The following is a 17,629-nucleotide window of genomic DNA, read 5'->3' as shown; positions in this document are numbered from 1 at the left end:
CGATTCGCCCCTACTTTATTCCCAAACAAAAGTTTCTCAAAATCTGCTCGCCCACCTCCGCACTTTTTTCGGGGTGAAACTGTACGCCGTAAAAATTGCCTTTGTGCAATGCAGAACTATAAGGTTGAATGTAATTGGTTGTTGCCATTGTATGCGGCCCCAGCGCAGCATGATAGCCGTGAACAAAATAGCAATAGCTATTTTCCTTTACACCATTAAACAGCTCTGTTTTCAAATCGTAAATATTGTTCCAGCCAATTTGCGGTATCTTTTCCTGCGCAGCAGAAGGCTTGAACTTAGTAACGCGTTCGTCAAAAATATCCAGACATGGCGTGTCGTTTTCTTCGCTGTAAGAACACATCAACTGCATGCCAAGGCAAATACCTAACACAGGCTGTGTAAGGTTTTGCAACACTTCATCCAGGCCTCTTTCTTTCAAATACTTCATCGCGCTGCTTGCTTCGCCTACACCAGGAAATATTACCTTATCCGCCTCTTTGATTTGCGCATGATCATCCGTAACAACTGCTTCCACTCCTATCCTTTCCAGTGCGTACAAAACCGACTGAATATTTCCTGCGTTGTATTTTACAATTGTGAGTTTCATGGAAAGAGAACGATGATTTTTATGATTGTTGAAAAAGTAAAAATTCAAAAGCTTTACAAGATTATTTACGACAAAACATTGGCGATAAACCTCTTTGTGTCTGCTTTAATATCGGATGAATTTTCCAATGCTTTGACAAATGCACTTCCAATGATGGCGCCATTTGAGTGCTTGCTTGCCGATTCAAATGTTTGCTTGTCTTTTATACCAAAACCAACCAACACTGGATTTTTTAATTGCAGATTTTTCAATCGTTGCAAATATGTTTCAACTGCCCCAAAGTCTTTATCATTCCCGGTTGTCGACGACGAAGACACTGCATATAAAAATCCGGTGCTTAGGGCATCCAATTCCTTCACTCTCTTTTCGGAGGTTTCAGGTGTTACAAGAAAAATAAAATCAAGTCCGTATTTTTTTATGATTACTCCGTACTCTGTTTCAAATTCGTATTGAGGTAAATCAGGTAAAATCAAACCGTCAACACCCACAGCCGCCGCATCTGCACAGAACTTTTCAAAACCATATTGCATTACCGGATTCATGTACCCCATTAATATAACCGGAACCGTAACGGTTTTGCGAAAATCCTTCAGTTGTTTAAATAATGTCGCGATGGTCATGCCGTTGCTCAGTGCAATCGAACCGCTGTGTTGAATAACCGGTCCATCTGCCAAAGGATCACTGTACGGCATTCCAAGTTCAATCAAATCTGCTCCGCCTTCCTGCAGCGCCTGCATTACCTGCAAAGTGCTGTCCAGCTTAGGATAACCTGCTGTGCAGTAAACATTGAGAACCCTATTATTTTTATTTTTAAAAACCTGCTCTATACGATTCATCGAGTAATAATTGAATAACTGATTAACTAAATAACTGATGTCTTGAAGGCTGCCGCACCTTTCATTTTCAAATTTTCACATCTTCAAATTTTCAAATTGCCTCAGGCATCCATGCGCTTCATATAAGTGGCCAAATCCTTATCCCCGCGACCACTAAGGCAAAGTACTACAACGTCTTTTTCCTTTAGCTGCAATTGATTTAATCCTGCTAGTGCATGGGCAGATTCCAATGCAGGAATGATGCCTTCCAGCTTGCAGAGATTGAATGCTGCCTGTACAGACTCGTCATCTGTGGCGCTCAAGAATTTACCGCGGCCGCTGTCAAACAAATGTGCATGTAAAGGTCCAATGCCTGGATAATCCAAACCGGCTGAAATACTGTGTGGCTCTACAACCTGTCCATCTTCTGTTTGCATTACAATGCTTTTACTACCGTGTAAAACGCCCGCTGTTCCAAGCTGGGTTGTTGCTGCACTGTGTCCGCTATTTACGCCGAGGCCCGCTGCTTCAACTGCTACCAACTGCACTTGCGGTTCGTCGAGAAAATGATAGAAAGCACCGGCTGCATTACTTCCTCCACCAACACAAGCTACAACGTGTGTAGGTAATTCGCTGCCTGTTTTTTCTTTTAACTGCCATCTCACTTCTTCACTTATCACACTTTGAAAACGTGCAACCATGTCCGGATAAGGATGCGGGCCTACCACACTTCCAATTACATAATGCGTATCTGTCGGATTGTTGATCCAATCGCGGATAGCTTCATTGGTCGCATCTTTCAGCGTCTGGCTACCACTTGTTGCAGGCATTACTTTTGCTCCGAGCATTTTCATGCGGGCAACATTTGGCGCTTGCCTTTCAATATCCTTCACGCCCATGTACACGATGCATTCAATGCCTTTCAATGCGCATACTGTTGCAGTTGCCACACCATGCTGACCGGCACCTGTTTCTGCAATGATACGTTTCTTACCAAGGCGTTGCGCCAACAGTACCTGGCCTATTGCATTGTTAATTTTATGTGCGCCTGTATGATTAAGATCTTCTCTTTTTAAGTAAATGTTGGTGTTGAACTGTTTGCTCAAACGCTCTGCTAAAAACAGCGGTGTTGGTCTGCCGACATAGTCTTTCAACAATGCGTTGAACTCATCCCGGAATCCTTTCTCGTACATGATTTCCAGGTATTTCGATTGCAATTCCTCTACATTGCGGTGCAACATTTCAGGAATGTAAGCACCTCCAAATTTTCCATAATAGCCCTTTGTATCAGGCGATGTGAATGTTTGTTTCATTTTCTATTATTTCACGCAAAGCAGCATAAGAAGCAAAGGCGCAAAGGCTACAAGTTATTATGAGCTTTGTTAAAAGAGATATGTTTAAAAAATCATGTTGCTCATTTTCAATTTCTCAAATCTTCAAATTTTCAAATTTGCAGTTTACAACGTTAGTTGCAAAAACTTCAAGTCAAGCCATCGGTCAAACTTATAGCCTACCTGTTTAAACAACCCTACTTCTTCGAATCCGAATTTTTTATGCAGGTTAATGCTGATATCGTTTGTAGCATCGATGCCCGCAACGATCACGTGCATGTTTAGCTTTTTTGCTGCATCGATCAAAGGTTGCATAAGCAGTTTGCTAATGCCTTTCCCTCTTGCTTTTTCTGCTACATAAATAAGATTCTCTACGGTAAATTTATATCCCGTCCAAGGTCTGAAAGGCCCAATGGAACTGAATCCCAGCACCGCTCCATTTTCTTCGGCGACAAATACCGGGAAGCCCTGTTCCTTTTTTGTAGAAAACCACTGCTGACGCATTTCTAATGTATGCGGATGATAATCATACACAGCGGTGGTGTTTAATATCGCATCGTTGTATATTTCCAGTATTTGCGGCAAATCGGCTTCTGTGGCGTCTCTTACTATCATGTGAAATGTATTACGACAACTCTTTAATAAATGTTTTTACCTTCTCCATGTCCTTTACTCCAGGACTTACTTCAAACTTGCTATTGATGTCAACAGCGAACAAAGCCTTTGACGACGGCTCTCTTGCAAACTCTTTCAGCTTCTCCACATCGTCAGGTTGAATGCCACCACTCAGGAAATATGGTTTACCTATGGTGACATTTTTCAATTGGTTCCAGTCAAATTTCTTTCCGGTACCGCCATAACCCGCGCCCATCGTATCGAACATAAACATGTCACACACATCCATATAAGGCTTGATCATCCACTCGATACTATCGTTTTCACTCAGACGGAATGCTTTTACTACTGAGATATAATCTGAAATGCGTTCGCAGTAGCGGGGTGATTCATCGCCATGCAACTGCACCATGTGCAGACCGCATTCATCTACCATGTGCAGTACTTCTTCTACCGGTGCATTTACAAACACGCCTACTTTGTTGATGTTCTTAATTTTCTTCAATTGCAAAAGGCTCATCTGTTTGAAAATGTACCTGGGCGATTTCGGATAAAAAATAAATCCCGCAAACGTAGCGCCGCTGCTTTCTAATTCTGCTACCTGCTCTGGTTGCATCATGCCGCAGACTTTTACTCTCATGTTCTTGTCGATTGGTTTTTAAGTTGTGAAACGAATGTGGCGAATGCTTTTGAGGGGTCAGCCTCTTTCATAAAGTTCTCGCCGATCAAAAATCCACGAAATCCGTTTTGTTTAAAAATATTGATATTTTCAATTGAACTGATACCGCTTTCTGCAACTTTTATCTTATCTGCCGGTATCTTTTTCGACATGGCAATGCTTCGCTCTATATCTACAATAAATGTTTTCAAATTTCTGTTGTTCACCCCCACAATTTCCGTTTCGTTACAAATGTGTTGCAACTCTTCCTCATCATGTAATTCAAGCAAAACTTCCAATGACAATGACTTTGCAAATGCTGCCAACCGTTTTACTTCTTCCGGCGTAAGGCATGCTGCGATCAGCAAAATTACGTCAGCGCCCATTGACTTCGCCTCTACAATCTGATACTCATCTATGATAAAATCTTTTCGCAAAATAGGAATATTGTTCACTCTTGCTTTGATCAGATCTTCAGTGCTGCCGCCAAAAAATATTTCATCTGTCAAAACCGATAAACAGGACGCTCCATTTGCTCTGTATGCGCTTGTAACCTCGACCACATCAGCAGTTCCATTGATCATTCCTTTTGATGGCGACTTTCTTTTAAACTCTGCAATGATGCCCGTTCTGTCCTCATCAAGCAAAAACTGTTTCAGAGACAATGTCTCTCTTCCAAAGAACTCGCTCTGCTTCAATTCTTCTATCGATTTTTTCGCTTTCCTTTCTGCTACTTCAATTTTCTTCTGCTCAATTATTTTATCTAAAATGTTCATTGGTTATAAGTTAAAAGTCGAAATTAAAAAGTCAAAAATCAAAAGTCAAAAAACGTCCGAAAGGTCGCACGCGTTTATACTTTTTACTTTTGAATTTTGAATTCCATGCATACCTTAATATTGTTTCTCTCCGTCACCGCAAATCCTAATCGTTTATAAAAAGCTTCAGCCCGTTCATTTATCGCCAAAACCTCAAGTCTTATTGGCTTATGCAATTCTCCTGCTCTTTCAATTAACTGTTTCAAAATAGCTGTCCCAATTCCTTTTTCCTGGTATTCGTTTACGATCAGGATGTTCTTTAAAAAAATTTCGTCGTCATATTCCTGCACTTCCAGTAACCCGATGCAATGATCTTCGGCAATGATGAACTCGATATCCTGAGGTTTATAATTTTTGTAAACAAATTGTCGCTGCCATTCTTCGTCCCATCCAAACATCTTCTCAACATAAGGTTTGATCGACCTTTTCTTAATGTCGAAAATCAATTCGCTGTCACCATTGATGGCGCGGATCAATTTGTATGTCATTGCATTGCTATTAATTTTTGTAAGCTTTCGTAAGCTTTGCCGCTTTCGAGGCTTTCCACCGCTGCGTTATATGCTGCATCGTAGTCTCCGTATTTCCCAGAGCCATTGAGTGCCATTGCTGCATTTGCCAGTACTACTGCGTTCTGCGCCCATGTTCCTTTTCCCTGAATTATTTTAAGAAAAATCTTTGTCGCCTCTTCCGGCGTATTGCCGCCATAAATATCGGATGCATTTACCATTCTTTTGCCTAACTGCTCCGGTGTCATGATGCGCTCTCCGCGATTGGTGATTACTTTGGTATCGTTTGTCAGTGAAATTTCATCATAACCATCGAGACTGTGAATGATGACAAATTCGCGGTTGGTTTGCTGCAGCAAATACGTGTATATCCTTGCCATTTCAAGGTTGTACACACCTACCAATTGAAACGCCGGATTCGCTGGGTTCACCATTGGCCCAAGCATGTTGAAGAATGTCCTCACTGCAAGATTCTTGCGGATCGGCGCAACTGTCTTTAATGCGGGATGAAATATTGGTGCGTGCAAAAAGCAAATGTTTGCCTCATCCACTTCCCTTTGTAGCGCTCCGTTATCTGCCTTGAATTTGTAACCCAACTGCTCCATCACATTTGATGCACCACTTACCGATGTGGCGCCGTAGTTGCCGTGTTTGGCCACTTTGTGCCCTGCTCCTGCTACGACAAAACAGGATAGCGTAGAGATGTTGAATGTGTTTTTTCCATCGCCACCGGTTCCAACAATGTCAATTACTTTGTGGCCGTTCAAATCAACTTTCACACACAGTTCCAGCAATGCATCTCCAAAACCCTGCAATTCTGCAATGGTAATGCTGCGCATTAAAAATACTGTTACAAATGCTGTTATTTCATGCTCGTTGTACTGTCCGCGGCTAATGTTTACCAGCACATCTTTCGCCTGCTCGCGGCTCAATGTTTTATGTTCGAATAAATATTGTAAAATCTTTTTCATTTTGGTTTTTTGTTTAACACCCGGCTTCAATCACCAATTTCTGTTTCAATTCATCTCGCTATTTGGGCAACAGGGCGAATGCGATTCGCCCCTACAGCTCCCCACATTTTCAACTTTCAACTTTCAATTAACCTCCAGCCAATTCCTCAAAATCTTTTCGCCCATTGGTGTCAATACGCTTTCTGGGTGGAACTGTACGCCTTGCACATCATACGTTTTATGGCGCAGTGCCATGATAAAACCGTTTTCATCTTCTGCAGTAATTTCCAGTTCTTCAGGAAATCCTTTTCTATCTACCACCCATGAATGGTAGCGGCCAACTTCTAATTCTGCAGGCAAATTGTTGAATACTTCGTTTGTGCCTTTTGGTGCAACTTTCTTTTGCATAATATTTGTTGCCACACCGTGATAAACAGTTGACAGATTGGTTAGGTTACCACCAAATGCCTGCCCTATCGCCTGGTGCCCAAGACATACACCCAGTATAGATTTCGTTGGCGCATACTGTTTGATCAAAGGCAACAACAAACCTGCTTCTTCAGGAATGCCAGGACCTGGTGATAAAATGATCTTGTCATATTTATTAACGTCTTCCAATGCAATTTTATCGTTGCGGTAAACGTCCACCTTTGTGTGTGTTATTTTCTCTACAAGATGCACGAGGTTGTAGGTGAATGAATCGTAATTGTCAAACACCAATATTTTTCCTACACCTTTATTATCTGTTGTATTGTTAGCCATGGTTTTGTTTGTTTGTTCAGTTCTATTCAACCGCTGAAGTGTGCGACGCAATGATGTTTAATAGTAGCATCACTGCTGATTACCAAAAGAATCAAATTGTTTCAGCGAACTCGATTGCTTTTTTCAAAGCTCCCAGCTTGTTGTTTACTTCCTGCAATTCATGTTCAGGATTGCTTGCAGATACTACGCCTGCACCGCCTTGGTAAGTAAGGGTATTGTCCTTACTTAAGAATGTGCGGATCATAATTGCGTGGTTGCAGCTGCCGTCAAATCCCATAAAGCCAATGCCTCCACCGTAATAGCTGCGGCTCGTTGGTTCGTATGAATCGATCAGTTGCATCGCTTTAATCTTTGGCGCGCCGCTTAAGGTACCTGCAGGAAATGTTTTTGCAAGCAGTTCAAACGGATTGCTGTCAGGACGCACTTTTCCGGTTACTTCACTTACCAAATGAATCACGTGAGAATAGTATTGCACCTGCTTGTAGTGAACCACTTGCACATCATCGCACAGGCGGCTGAGATCGTTGCGGGCAAGATCCACGAGCATTACGTGTTCCGCATTTTCTTTGGGATCATTTCTTAAACGCTCTGTTTCACGTGCGTCAATTTCATCGTTGCCGGTTCTTTTGAAAGTGCCTGCAATAGGGTGTACAACCGCTTTGCCGTTTTGGATGATCAGTTGCGCTTCAGGACTTGAGCCCATTAATTTATAGTCGCCGTAATCGAAGAAAAATAAATAAGGAGAAGGATTGATGCTGCGAAGTGCGCGATACACATTGAATTCATCGCCGGTGAATTTCTGCTGGAATCTTCTACTGAGAACGATCTGGAACACATCTCCGCGGAAACAGCTTTGAATACCTTTCTTCACCATGTCCATATAATCTGTGTCGCTCATGTTCTTTCCTTCTTCACCTTGCACTGCAAACGGATAAACCGGAATGTCGCGACTGCGTATCAGCGATTCTACCACGCTGAGTTCGCTTTCGATACCGTCGATTTTATTTTCGCAAATGAACAGTTCGTCTTTAAAGTGATTGATGGCAATCACATATTGATATAACCTGTACCGCATCAACGGAATGGTCGGTTGCTGACCATTGCCAACGCTGAGTTTTATAGTATCAAAGAATTGTACCGCGTCGAAGGTGGTGTAACCATATAAGCCTTGTGCAAATCTTGCTTCTTTAAGTGTGCTTGAACCTTCAGCGATCTCGAAGCGCTTCATAAAGTTCCATAGGTGCTGCGGAACTTCTTCTGTGGTTTTAATGGGTAATTTTTCGGGAGACTGGCCTGGCAGTTTGAATTCCAGGCTTTCTTTTGAAGTGATTTCCATTCCGGCAATTGCGTTGATGCCGATGAATGAGTAGCTGTTTTCTGCTACGTGGTGGTCAGTGCTTTCAAGCAGGATCGTGTCGCGAAACCTGTCTCTTAACCTGAGGTAGATGCCAACCGGCGTAAATACATCTGCCAGCATTTTTTTTACGTCCGTTCTTATTGCAATTCGTTTCATTCGGTGACTAATGGATGTTTTTTAACTGTTGTTTCTAATTCGCCTCGCTACCCGGAACCAAATAAAAAAGCCCCGAATACTTCGGGGCCTGATATAATGCGTTTATATAAACATGAAAATGACATTACACAACCCCGGAAGAGTTTGTATGCCACCACCACTGAATATTTATTACTTGTTTTTTCATTGCATGGCAAAAATGAACCTCATTTTCCAAACCACCAAATTTTTTGAAAAGAATTTTAAGAAACAGCGGAACAATTAGATAATTTGAAAATTAGAAAATGCGAAAGCCGGAACGCAGATTTTCATGATTTTGATGATTAATTAAGATTTAATGCACATAGATAATACTGAGTATGCAGATTTTTCGCGATTCATTGTCGAACCTGTAAGCCGCCTCGGTTCGTGTCTTCACGAACCGAAATGCACATCGTGATTGCTCTGAGTGGTTCGTGGGGACACGAACCACGGCAGCAAGAATGCTCGCTATCACTTCCTCCGGCACACAAAAAGCATTCTCAACTTTCAACTTTCAATTCTCAACTATTCCTGTCTCTCTCATAATGCAGCATCTCCGGATAGGTCATTGCATTGATCAAGGCGTGAATCACTTGTGCAGTTCGTTTGTCCTGGGTAGGACTTGTTTTTGCGGCCAATATCCATTTCACAAAATAGTTTCTATGTGAGCCCGGCAGACTATTGAAGTAAGCAATGGCTTTGGGTTCATCTTCGATGCATTCCATAAACCACGATGGAATTTCGAATGGTTTGTCTATTTCTAATATTACTATCAGTTTGTCACCCTTTTGCTTTTTGATGCCTTTACGCATAGTGCCGTTCAATGCCAGGATAAAATTGCCTTCACCCATCGGCAACAGGGCAGCTCCTTCAAACTCATAATTATCCAGCTTTCCCTTTACGCGAAATGATTTTTTGTTACCGGGCGAAAGTTTCTGTGCCAAAGCAGCCGGCACTTCAATGTAGGTCCAGCCAGTTTTTTCGCCTTGCGAGTCGAAACGAACAATGGTGGTGCTGAATTTTACCATAGGCTAAAATTAAAAAGTAAAAATTCAAAAGTCAAAACGTTCACACTGTCGCACCATTTTTGACTTTTGAATTTTTACTTTTACCTTTTCTTGTACTTTTTTAATCTCTCAGTTAAAATACCGTCAGCATTGGATTATAAAATTCAAACCGTCATTTGAAGCAAGCAAACTTCTGTTTACATTAGTGCTTTACAATAACACAACCAACATTTTTACGAATGAAACAGCTTGCTATCGCCACAGTGGGATTACTGATATCTCACTTTTCCTTTGGGCAAACTCCTGCTGACAAACAAAAGGTAGAATCACTTCTTAAACAAATGACGCTGGAAGAAAAAGTGGGCCAAATGGCACAGGTTACACTCGGTGTTGTGGCTTCTGCGGAAGACGGCGTGCTTAATCCTGCTGCCTTGAAAAAAGCAGTCGTTGATTATCGCGTCGGTTCTATTTTGAATGTAACCAACCACGCATTGTCGGTAGATCAATGGACCAAAGTGATCACGCAAATACAAGATGAAACAAAAAACAGTCGTTTGAAAATCCCCGTATTGTATGGACTTGACGGCATTCACGGTCAAACATATACTTTGGATGCAACACTGTTTCCACAGAATATAGGTATGGCCGCAACACGTAATCCTGAGCTTGCAAAAGCCGTTACGAAAGTGGCGGCGAAAGAATTGCGTGCTTCCGGTGTACGCTGGAACTTCGCGCCGGTGCTGGATCTTGGCCGTCAGCCTTTGTGGTCAAGATTTCCGGAGACTTATGGTGAAGATGTGTACATCGGCAAAACGATGGGCGCTACTGTTATTAAAGCCTATGAAGAAGATGGACTGCGCAACCCAACTGCAGTTGCCAGTTGTATGAAACATTACCTGGGTTATTCCGCTTCAAGGACCGGAAAGGACCGCACTCCTATTTACATGCCCGAGATCGAAATGCGCGAATATTATTTACCACAATTTCGCGAAGCTGTAAAAGCAGGCGCTTCTACGGTGATGATCAATTCAAGTGAAATCAACGGCACGCCTGTTCATGCAAGCAAGTATTTGCTGACTGATGTTTTGCGTAAAGAACTCGGTTTTGAAGGCGTTGTGGTTACAGACTGGGAAGACATTAAACGTCTCAATGACAGACATTTTGTTGCATCAACTCCAAGAGCTGCAGTAGCGATGGCAGTGAACGCAGGTATTGACATGAGCATGGTGCCTACTGATTTCTCTTTTTATGATCTGCTGATTGAAGCAGTAAAGAAAAATGAGGTACCAATGACACGCATTGATGATGCCGTTCGCAGGATACTTTTATTAAAAGCAAAACTTGGTTTGTTCGACAACCCATATCCTGAAAAAAATGCCGCCACAAATTTTGGCAAACCCGAATATCAAACTTTAGCATTGGACGCTGCTCACGAAGCAATGACGTTGTTGAAAAACGATGGCAACATTTTACCTATACCTAAAACTGCAAAAATATTGGTAGCGGGCCCGGCAGCACAAAGCATCAGCGCTCTGAATGGTTGCTGGAGCTATACATGGCAAGGCAAAGACGAAACCTGGTACCCGAAAGACAGCAAAACAATCTTCCAAACCATCGCTGATAAAATTGGTGCAGGCAACGTAATCACCACAACCGCTAAAGGCTTTGATGCTCCGCAAAATTTTGATACTGCAGCATTAAAAAATGCGGCTGCAAGTGCTTCTGCAATCATTTTGTGCCTTGGCGAAAATGCTTATGCAGAAAGCCCCGGCAACATCACCGATCTTGCTTTGCCAGAGAACCAGATCAATTTAGCGAAGGCTGCCTGGGCCACAGGCAAGCCTGTTATTCTTGTTTTAACAGAAGGGCGACCACGTTTCATCACAAGCATCGAACCGCAAATGAAGGGCGTGCTGATGGCTTACTGGAGTGGTAAAAAAACAGGTGAAGCGATTGCTGACGTTTTGTTTGGTGATTACAACCCAAGCGGTAAATTACCTTACAGCTACCCTCGCAGCATGGGTGAAATAGTGATGTATGACCGCAAGCCCACAGAAGAGATCCGCGAAATCTTCAACTCCGATATGACGATGGATGGTTATAAACCTCTGTTTGCTTTTGGAGCAGGTTTGAGTTACACAACTTTTGAATACGGCGATATTCAACTTAGCTCGAAGCAATTACAAGGTGCGGCAAAATTAAATGTCAGCATCACTGTAAAAAACACCGGAACTCGCGATGGCAAACACACTGTAGAGCTTTACACGCATGATCAATATGCAAGCATTACGCCTAGTGTACAACGCCTGAGAGCATTTCAAAAGATCGATTTAAAAGCTGGTGAAAGCAAAGTAGTAACGTTTACATTGGATAAGAACGACCTTGCGTTTGTAAACGAAAAATTGAAGACAATAACTGAACCGGGAGATTTTGACGTAATGATAGGCAATAAAAAAGCGACTTTTTCGTATATACAGTAGAAAAGAACATCTTACGTCTCTAACCCATCCATTATAGTTTAGCCGCTACAGCATGTAGCGGCTTTTTTAATGACTGAATAACTGAATGACTGAATAACAGAGTGGCTGAATGTCAAAATGCAAAATTGAATGTAAGCTTCAGTTATTCAGTCATTCAGTTATTCAGTTATTATGCAAAAGAACCAGGTCGAATAATCAATCGAAAAGGTCGGATGAAAGATACCTGTCTCCTCTGTCACATACAATGAATACAATCACTCCGGACTCTAATTCGTTTGCAAGTTGTATAGCTGCATGCGCTGCTCCGCCACTGCTCATACCGGCGAAGATTGCCTCTTCTTTGGCAAGGCGCTTGGTCATAGTGCGAGCCTCTTTTTCATCGAGTTCTATTATTCGATCAACTCTGCTGCGATCAAATATTTTAGGTAAGTATGCTTCGGGCCATTTGCGAATGCCGGGAATGCGCGAACCATCTGTCGGTTGGCAACCCACTATCTGCACGTTTTGATTTTGCTCCTTTAAATATTTTGATACACCCATGATCGTTCCTGTTGTTCCCATGGAGGAAACAAAGTGGGTGATCTTCTTATCTGTATCCTTCCATATTTCGGGGCCGGTTGTGCGATAGTGCATCATGTAGTTATCAGGATTGGCAAATTGATTCAGCATCAGGTAACCACCTTTTGCCACTTGCTCGTTTGCATAATCAATGGACCCTTCCATAGATCTTTCTTTTGGCGTAAGAATCACTTTTGCGCCAAAAGCCTTCATAGTGGAGACCCTTTCTTTGGTAGCATCATCAGGCATTACCAGTTCTATTTCTACACCAAATAAGCTGGCGATCATTGCCAGTGCAATGCCTGTGTTACCGCTGGTGGCTTCAATTAATTTGATGCCCGGTTTTATTTCTCCCCTGTCCAATGCCCCTTTGATCATGCCATAAGCTGCACGGTCCTTCACACTTCCGCCGGGATTATTGCCTTCCAGCTTCGCATATACAGTAACGTTTTTATTGGTAGGAATATTCTTAAGCTCTACTAACGGTGTATTCCCAACTAAATCGAGTATACCTGCCATAGTCTATTATTTTAATGGACTGCAAAATAAATTGAAAATGGAATGCAGAACGCAGATTTTCATGATTGTCATGATTTATTATGATGAAGGATTGTTTTTGGGTATGTATGGTATCTTGAGGAGAGTTGGCTTAAACAAAAGATCCATACTATATTAATCAGCGCAAATCATGACAATCATGAAAATCTGCGTTCCGTATTAAAAAAAGTTGCTACAAACTCGTAAGCCGGATTCTGTTTTTACACTATCATTTATCTGTCCCGGGAATTACTTCGCGGAATCAATCTGCCTACCCTCCGGCATCGGGCGAGCAGCCCTCGGGCGCCGGTATACGTGGCATTTCAGCATGCAAGGTTTACCCGCTGTACGCATTACTGCGTACGGCCGTGGGCTCTTACCCCACATTTTCACCTTTTTCCCAACCAAAGGTCAGGATAGTTATTTTCTGTGGCACTTTCTGTTGCTCCGATTGCTCGAAACACCCGGCTGTTCACCGGTGCATTTGCTCTGCGCTGTCCAGACTTTCCTTACCGCAAGGCGGTACGATAGTTCGGTTTGTAGCAAAGGCGAAATTACTAAATAACAAGTAAAGAACGCAGATTTTCATGATTGTGATGATTCGTTATGATTTTTTGCTAGTTATGGTTCAAGCTCACATATGTAGCTTGTCGAAGCCGCACAAATAGCCACATGATGGCAGATTCCATTCTGGTTACTGCACAAAAATTTATTTCATGATATTAACAAAATAAGATATGTTTATCTAAATTAAATTTTAGACACAACTAAATATTTTTTTAGTTAAATGAAAAAACTATTCTTTCTTAGCTTTCTTTTTACTTCATTTTGCGACGATCTGCAGTCGCAAACATCTGAGCAATCGAAACACAAGCACACAATAAAAGGTATTGTAAAAGATGAACTGACGGGCAATGGATTGGCAGGCGCTTCAATCTATATCCATGCAATTAAAGCAGGTGTTCTTAGCAATGAGCAAGGGAGCTTTGCCATAGTAGTTCCTGATTCCGGAAAGTATGAAATTGAAATAACTACCGTAGGCTATCGCAAAAAAAATGTTACCGGTAATGCTCCGGCTACTATACACATCGAACTTACAAAGACTTCTGCATCGCTTGAAGAAGTAGTAATTACGGGTGTTTCAAAAGCTACACTGATACGGGAAAATCCTATTCCTATTGCGACTGTTTCTTCTGTTAAAATTGAAAAAACAATTGAGAGCAATATTATTGACGTGCTGATGAAGAATGTTCCGGGCCTAAATACAGTAAAAACTGGACCGAATATTTCCAAGCCATTCATCAGGGGACTTGGTTATAACCGCGTACTAACCTTGTACGACGGTATACGGCAAGAGGGACAGCAATGGGGAGATGAACACGGCATTGAAGTAGACGCATACAACATTGAAAAAGCAGAAGTGATCAAAGGGCCATCCAGTCTGATGTTTGGCTCGGACGCACTGGCGGGCGTTGTAAGTCTTTTCCCCAATGTACCTAAAGACAAAGATGGAAAGCTGAAAGGAAAATTCACGACAGAATATCAAAGCAACAACGGCCTGGTTGGAAACGGGCTGCGACTCAATTATAGCAACGACCACTGGCTGTATGCATTGCGTGGCTCCTATCGTTTTGCAAAAAATTATACTAACCCAGTTGATAGCCGCGTATACAACACAGGTTTCAGTGAGAAAAATTTTGCGGCACTCGCCGGCTATAACAATGGCAAGTTCTCTTCTACACTTAACTTTACTTTGTACGACAACTTACAAGGTATTCCGGACGGAAGCCGTGATTCGGTTTCAAGAAAATTCACCAAACAAGTCCGCGAAGGCAGCATTGACGATATTGTCCATCGTCCGGTTGTAACGGATGCAGAACTCAACAGCTATGGGCTTTCGCCATTGCATCAGCATATACAGCATTATCGCATTTACAACAATACCCGATATGATTTCGGTAATGGCAACATGGAGGTTTTGTTAGGATTGCAACAAAATATTCGCCGCGAATTCAGTCATCCTACAGCGCCTAAGCAAGCTGCGTTATTTGTGAGATTAAATACTTTGAATTACAACATCAAATACAACACACATTATTTCTCCAATGTTGACCTAAGTGTTGGAATCAATGGAATGGCACAAAACAACAGAAGCATGGATGCCACTGACTTTCCTATTCCTGATTATAATTTGCTCGACATTGGTTCTTACATCTGCGCTTCCTGGAAATATAAAAAATGGACACTTAGCGGCGGCATCAGGTATGACCTGCGCAGCATGCACACAAGTGATATGTACATCGGAGCAAATCCGGATAACGGTTTCAACAAACAATTTTTTCTGCCGGATACAGCAGGCTCCGTTTTACAATTTCCTGCTTTACAAAAAACTTTTACCGGTGTTTCACTAAGTGCGGGTGCAACGTACAAACTCACCGAAAAGATTTCCATTAAGGCCAATATTGCCAAGGGTTACAGAGCGCCCAACATCACTGAGCTCGCTTCAAACGGCCTCGATCCAGGGGCTCACATTATTTATTTGGGCAACAGCAATTTTTCACCCGAATTCAATTTGCAGGAAGATATTGGTATCGACTTCAGTGCGAAAGATGTAACTGCCAGTATCAGCGTTTTCAATAACAACGTACAGAACTACATTTACTTTTCCCAGCTAACAGATGGTGCAGGTAACCCATTGACAGATGCGCAAGGCAACAAAACTTTTCAATACCTGCAGGAAGCAGCGCAGTTGTATGGTATAGAAGCGTCGCTAAGTATTCATCCACAACGGTTGAAGGGATTTATGATCAGCAATCATTTTTCTGCTGTGTACGGTTTTAACAAGAACAATAACTACAAAGGAAAAGGTGTTGATGGAGAGTATCTGCCATTTATTCCACCGGTGAAATTATTGAGTTCCATTTCCCAGGAAATAAAAATAAAAAGCTCGCTTATCCCCTCTTTATCTGTACAAGCAGACATTGACTACAATGGCCGCCAGGACAGATTTCTACAATCATACAATACAGAAACGGCCTCAGAAGCTTTTACTCTTTTCAATGCTTCTGTGAGTACCGTTGTCAACTACAGCAAAAAATCTTCGTTGCAATTTCTTTTGCAGGTAAACAATATTTTCAATACTTCTTTTCAGTCAGGCTTAAGCAGGCTTAAATACTTTGAATACTACTCGCAATCGCCCAACGACAAACTGGGCATTTATGGAATGGGGAGAAATGCGTGTGTAAAAATGATAGTTCCGTTCTAATTCAAAATTTAAAAGTCAAAAATGGTCCCAAAAGTTGAACCGTTTTTGACTTTTTACTTTTACATTTTGACTTTCCCTTTTTTTACTTCTTTACATTGTCCTTCCCAAATCTATCTCCGCGTTATCACCTACGTTCAAACTGCGGCTTTCGCCCTTCACTTCTGCGTCGCTGCCAATGAGAGAACGGGTTATAACGATGTCGCTAAGGTTAGAAAAGGTTCCAATAATGGCATCTTTTACGATAGAGGAATGAATGGTCACATTTTCTCCGATGGTAACATTGGGCCCGATGATCGCATTGCGAATGTTGCAGCCCGATGCGATGTTCACCGGAGGAATGATGATTGTGTTTTCAAAAATGCGGTCCTCTGCTATTTTGTGACCGAATTTTTTAAGCAGGATCGCGTTGGTGTCCAAAAGTGTTTCTTTTTTGCCGCAGTCAAACCAATTCTGCACTTTAAATGGCGCGATCTTGATACCGTTATTGATCATGCACTCCAATGCATCCGTCAGGTTGAATTCTCCATGACTGGTCAAATTGTTCTGCAGGTTACTTTCGAGGCATTCAAAAAGTTTTTCAGATTCCTTTATGAAATAGATCCCAACGAGTGCCATGTTGGATTTAGGGATGTGAGGTTTTTCCACCACGCGGCTTATCATACCATCTTCCCCTATTTCGGCTACACCAAAATCACGCGGATCATCTACCTTTTTAACTCCCAATACCGAATGCTCGTTTTGCAGCACATCCTTTGGGTTGTATTCGCAAACAGAGTCTCCAAGAACAATAAACAGTTCGTCGTTATTCACAATATCCTTGGTTAATGCAATCGCTTGCCCTATTCCTTTTCGTTCGTTTTGCTGCACAAAATGAACGTTGAGGCCCGGATATCTGTCCCGTACATAATCCTGTATCTTATTACCAAGATATCCTACTATAAAAATGTATTCTGTAATACCGGCCTCCAACAGCTGATCGACTATAATGCTTAGAATGGTTTTGCCTGCCAGTGGAATAAGAGCCTTCGGTTGAGTATATGTATGTGGTCGCAGCTTGGTGCCAGCACCAGCTACGGGAATAATAGCTTTCACTTGTAAAGTTTTAATATAAATATCTCCGAAAAATGAGCTTGTTTACGGCTTAGCCATAAACTACCGGCGCATTTCGAGTAACAGAGCCTTCCATTTT

Annotated in this window: 15 protein-coding genes and 1 other RNA gene; 2 read left to right on the top strand and 14 right to left on the bottom strand. The window is 42.0% G+C overall.

The features are described 5' to 3' along the window. Positions 1-10: 10 nt before the first annotated feature. The 11 genes from hisH to QJ048_RS05295 form a co-directional block, all read right to left on the bottom strand. Positions 11-607 carry an imidazole glycerol phosphate synthase subunit HisH gene (gene hisH, locus QJ048_RS05345; RefSeq protein WP_282333299.1) on the bottom strand — a complete coding sequence of 199 codons (597 nt, stop codon included), beginning with the start codon at positions 605-607 and terminating at the stop codon, positions 11-13. Positions 608-672: 65 nt separating this feature from the next. Then, positions 673-1,443 (bottom strand): tryptophan synthase subunit alpha, encoded by a 771-nt coding sequence (gene trpA / locus QJ048_RS05340; protein ID WP_282333298.1) that lies wholly within the window; start codon positions 1,441-1,443, stop codon positions 673-675. Between the two features lie 101 nt (positions 1,444-1,544). Next, positions 1,545-2,735 (bottom strand): tryptophan synthase subunit beta, encoded by a 1,191-nt coding sequence (trpB, locus tag QJ048_RS05335; protein ID WP_282333297.1) that lies wholly within the window; start codon positions 2,733-2,735, stop codon positions 1,545-1,547. A gap of 144 nt (positions 2,736-2,879) precedes the next feature. Continuing rightward, positions 2,880-3,368, bottom strand: coding sequence for a GNAT family N-acetyltransferase (locus QJ048_RS05330; protein ID WP_282333296.1), 489 nt, complete (start codon positions 3,366-3,368; stop codon positions 2,880-2,882). Between the two features lie 10 nt (positions 3,369-3,378). Continuing rightward, entirely contained in the window at positions 3,379-4,008 is a 630-nt protein-coding gene (locus tag QJ048_RS05325; protein ID WP_282333295.1) for a phosphoribosylanthranilate isomerase, read from the bottom strand. Beyond that, positions 4,005-4,802: an indole-3-glycerol phosphate synthase TrpC gene (trpC, locus tag QJ048_RS05320; RefSeq protein ID WP_282333294.1), complete on the bottom strand. Its 798-nt coding sequence runs from the start codon at positions 4,800-4,802 to the stop codon at positions 4,005-4,007. The genes QJ048_RS05325 and trpC overlap by 4 nt, the downstream gene beginning before the upstream one ends. 83 nt (positions 4,803-4,885) lie before the next feature. After that, positions 4,886-5,329, bottom strand: coding sequence for a GNAT family N-acetyltransferase (locus tag QJ048_RS05315; RefSeq protein WP_282333293.1), 444 nt, complete (start codon positions 5,327-5,329; stop codon positions 4,886-4,888). Then, positions 5,326-6,318 carry an anthranilate phosphoribosyltransferase gene (gene trpD / locus QJ048_RS05310; protein WP_282333292.1) on the bottom strand — a complete coding sequence of 331 codons (993 nt, stop codon included), beginning with the start codon at positions 6,316-6,318 and terminating at the stop codon, positions 5,326-5,328. The genes QJ048_RS05315 and trpD overlap by 4 nt, the downstream gene beginning before the upstream one ends. Before the next feature lie 123 nt (positions 6,319-6,441). Next, positions 6,442-7,059 carry an anthranilate synthase component II gene (locus QJ048_RS05305; protein ID WP_282333291.1) on the bottom strand — a complete coding sequence of 206 codons (618 nt, stop codon included), beginning with the start codon at positions 7,057-7,059 and terminating at the stop codon, positions 6,442-6,444. A gap of 91 nt (positions 7,060-7,150) precedes the next feature. Continuing rightward, positions 7,151-8,572: an anthranilate synthase component I family protein gene (locus tag QJ048_RS05300; RefSeq protein WP_282333290.1), complete on the bottom strand. Its 1,422-nt coding sequence runs from the start codon at positions 8,570-8,572 to the stop codon at positions 7,151-7,153. A gap of 542 nt (positions 8,573-9,114) precedes the next feature. Next, positions 9,115-9,621, bottom strand: coding sequence for a YdeI/OmpD-associated family protein (locus QJ048_RS05295; protein ID WP_282333289.1), 507 nt, complete (start codon positions 9,619-9,621; stop codon positions 9,115-9,117). A 218-nt stretch (positions 9,622-9,839) separates the two neighbouring features. On the opposite strand from QJ048_RS05295, the gene QJ048_RS05290 reads away from it, so the two are divergent. After that, on the top strand, positions 9,840-12,080 hold the full coding sequence (locus QJ048_RS05290) for a glycoside hydrolase family 3 N-terminal domain-containing protein (RefSeq protein ID WP_282333288.1): 2,241 nt from the start codon (positions 9,840-9,842) through the stop codon (positions 12,078-12,080). A 195-nt stretch (positions 12,081-12,275) separates the two neighbouring features. Here the strand turns inward: QJ048_RS05290 and cysM are convergent, their stop codons facing one another. Both cysM and rnpB read right to left on the bottom strand, forming a co-directional pair. Beyond that, on the bottom strand, positions 12,276-13,157 hold the full coding sequence (gene cysM / locus QJ048_RS05285) for a cysteine synthase CysM (protein WP_282333287.1): 882 nt from the start codon (positions 13,155-13,157) through the stop codon (positions 12,276-12,278). A gap of 206 nt (positions 13,158-13,363) precedes the next feature. Next, positions 13,364-13,719: RNase P RNA component class A (rnpB, locus tag QJ048_RS05280), an RNA gene on the bottom strand. A 243-nt stretch (positions 13,720-13,962) separates the two neighbouring features. Here rnpB and QJ048_RS05275 point away from each other — a divergent pair. Next, on the top strand, positions 13,963-16,440 hold the full coding sequence (locus QJ048_RS05275; protein WP_282333286.1) for a TonB-dependent receptor: 2,478 nt from the start codon (positions 13,963-13,965) through the stop codon (positions 16,438-16,440). A 90-nt stretch (positions 16,441-16,530) separates the two neighbouring features. On the opposite strand, the gene QJ048_RS05270 is transcribed toward QJ048_RS05275, so the two are convergent. After that, entirely contained in the window at positions 16,531-17,532 is a 1,002-nt protein-coding gene (locus QJ048_RS05270) for a sugar phosphate nucleotidyltransferase (protein ID WP_282333285.1), read from the bottom strand. Between the last annotated feature and the right edge of the window lie 97 nt (positions 17,533-17,629).

Source organism: Pinibacter soli (assembly GCF_029961145.1).
GTDB classification, from domain to species: Bacteria; Bacteroidota; Bacteroidia; order Chitinophagales; family Chitinophagaceae; genus Pinibacter; species Pinibacter soli.
This window is presented reverse-complemented; position numbering and strand designations above follow the sequence as displayed.

Coding starts and splice junctions, on each gene's coding strand:
- hisH (WP_282333299.1), bottom strand. CDS start 607: ATGAAACTCACAATTGTAAAATACAACGCAGGAAATATTCAGTCGGTT.
- trpA (WP_282333298.1), bottom strand. CDS start 1,443: ATGAATCGTATAGAGCAGGTTTTTAAAAATAAAAATAATAGGGTTCTC.
- trpB (WP_282333297.1), bottom strand. CDS start 2,735: ATGAAACAAACATTCACATCGCCTGATACAAAGGGCTATTATGGAAAA.
- QJ048_RS05330 (WP_282333296.1), bottom strand. CDS start 3,368: ATGATAGTAAGAGACGCCACAGAAGCCGATTTGCCGCAAATACTGGAA.
- QJ048_RS05325 (WP_282333295.1), bottom strand. CDS start 4,008: ATGAGAGTAAAAGTCTGCGGCATGATGCAACCAGAGCAGGTAGCAGAA.
- trpC (WP_282333294.1), bottom strand. CDS start 4,802: ATGAACATTTTAGATAAAATAATTGAGCAGAAGAAAATTGAAGTAGCA.
- QJ048_RS05315 (WP_282333293.1), bottom strand. CDS start 5,329: ATGACATACAAATTGATCCGCGCCATCAATGGTGACAGCGAATTGATT.
- trpD (WP_282333292.1), bottom strand. CDS start 6,318: ATGAAAAAGATTTTACAATATTTATTCGAACATAAAACATTGAGCCGC.
- QJ048_RS05305 (WP_282333291.1), bottom strand. CDS start 7,059: ATGGCTAACAATACAACAGATAATAAAGGTGTAGGAAAAATATTGGTG.
- QJ048_RS05300 (WP_282333290.1), bottom strand. CDS start 8,572: ATGAAACGAATTGCAATAAGAACGGACGTAAAAAAAATGCTGGCAGAT.
- QJ048_RS05295 (WP_282333289.1), bottom strand. CDS start 9,621: ATGGTAAAATTCAGCACCACCATTGTTCGTTTCGACTCGCAAGGCGAA.
- QJ048_RS05290 (WP_282333288.1), top strand. CDS start 9,840: ATGAAACAGCTTGCTATCGCCACAGTGGGATTACTGATATCTCACTTT.
- cysM (WP_282333287.1), bottom strand. CDS start 13,157: ATGGCAGGTATACTCGATTTAGTTGGGAATACACCGTTAGTAGAGCTT.
- QJ048_RS05275 (WP_282333286.1), top strand. CDS start 13,963: ATGAAAAAACTATTCTTTCTTAGCTTTCTTTTTACTTCATTTTGCGAC.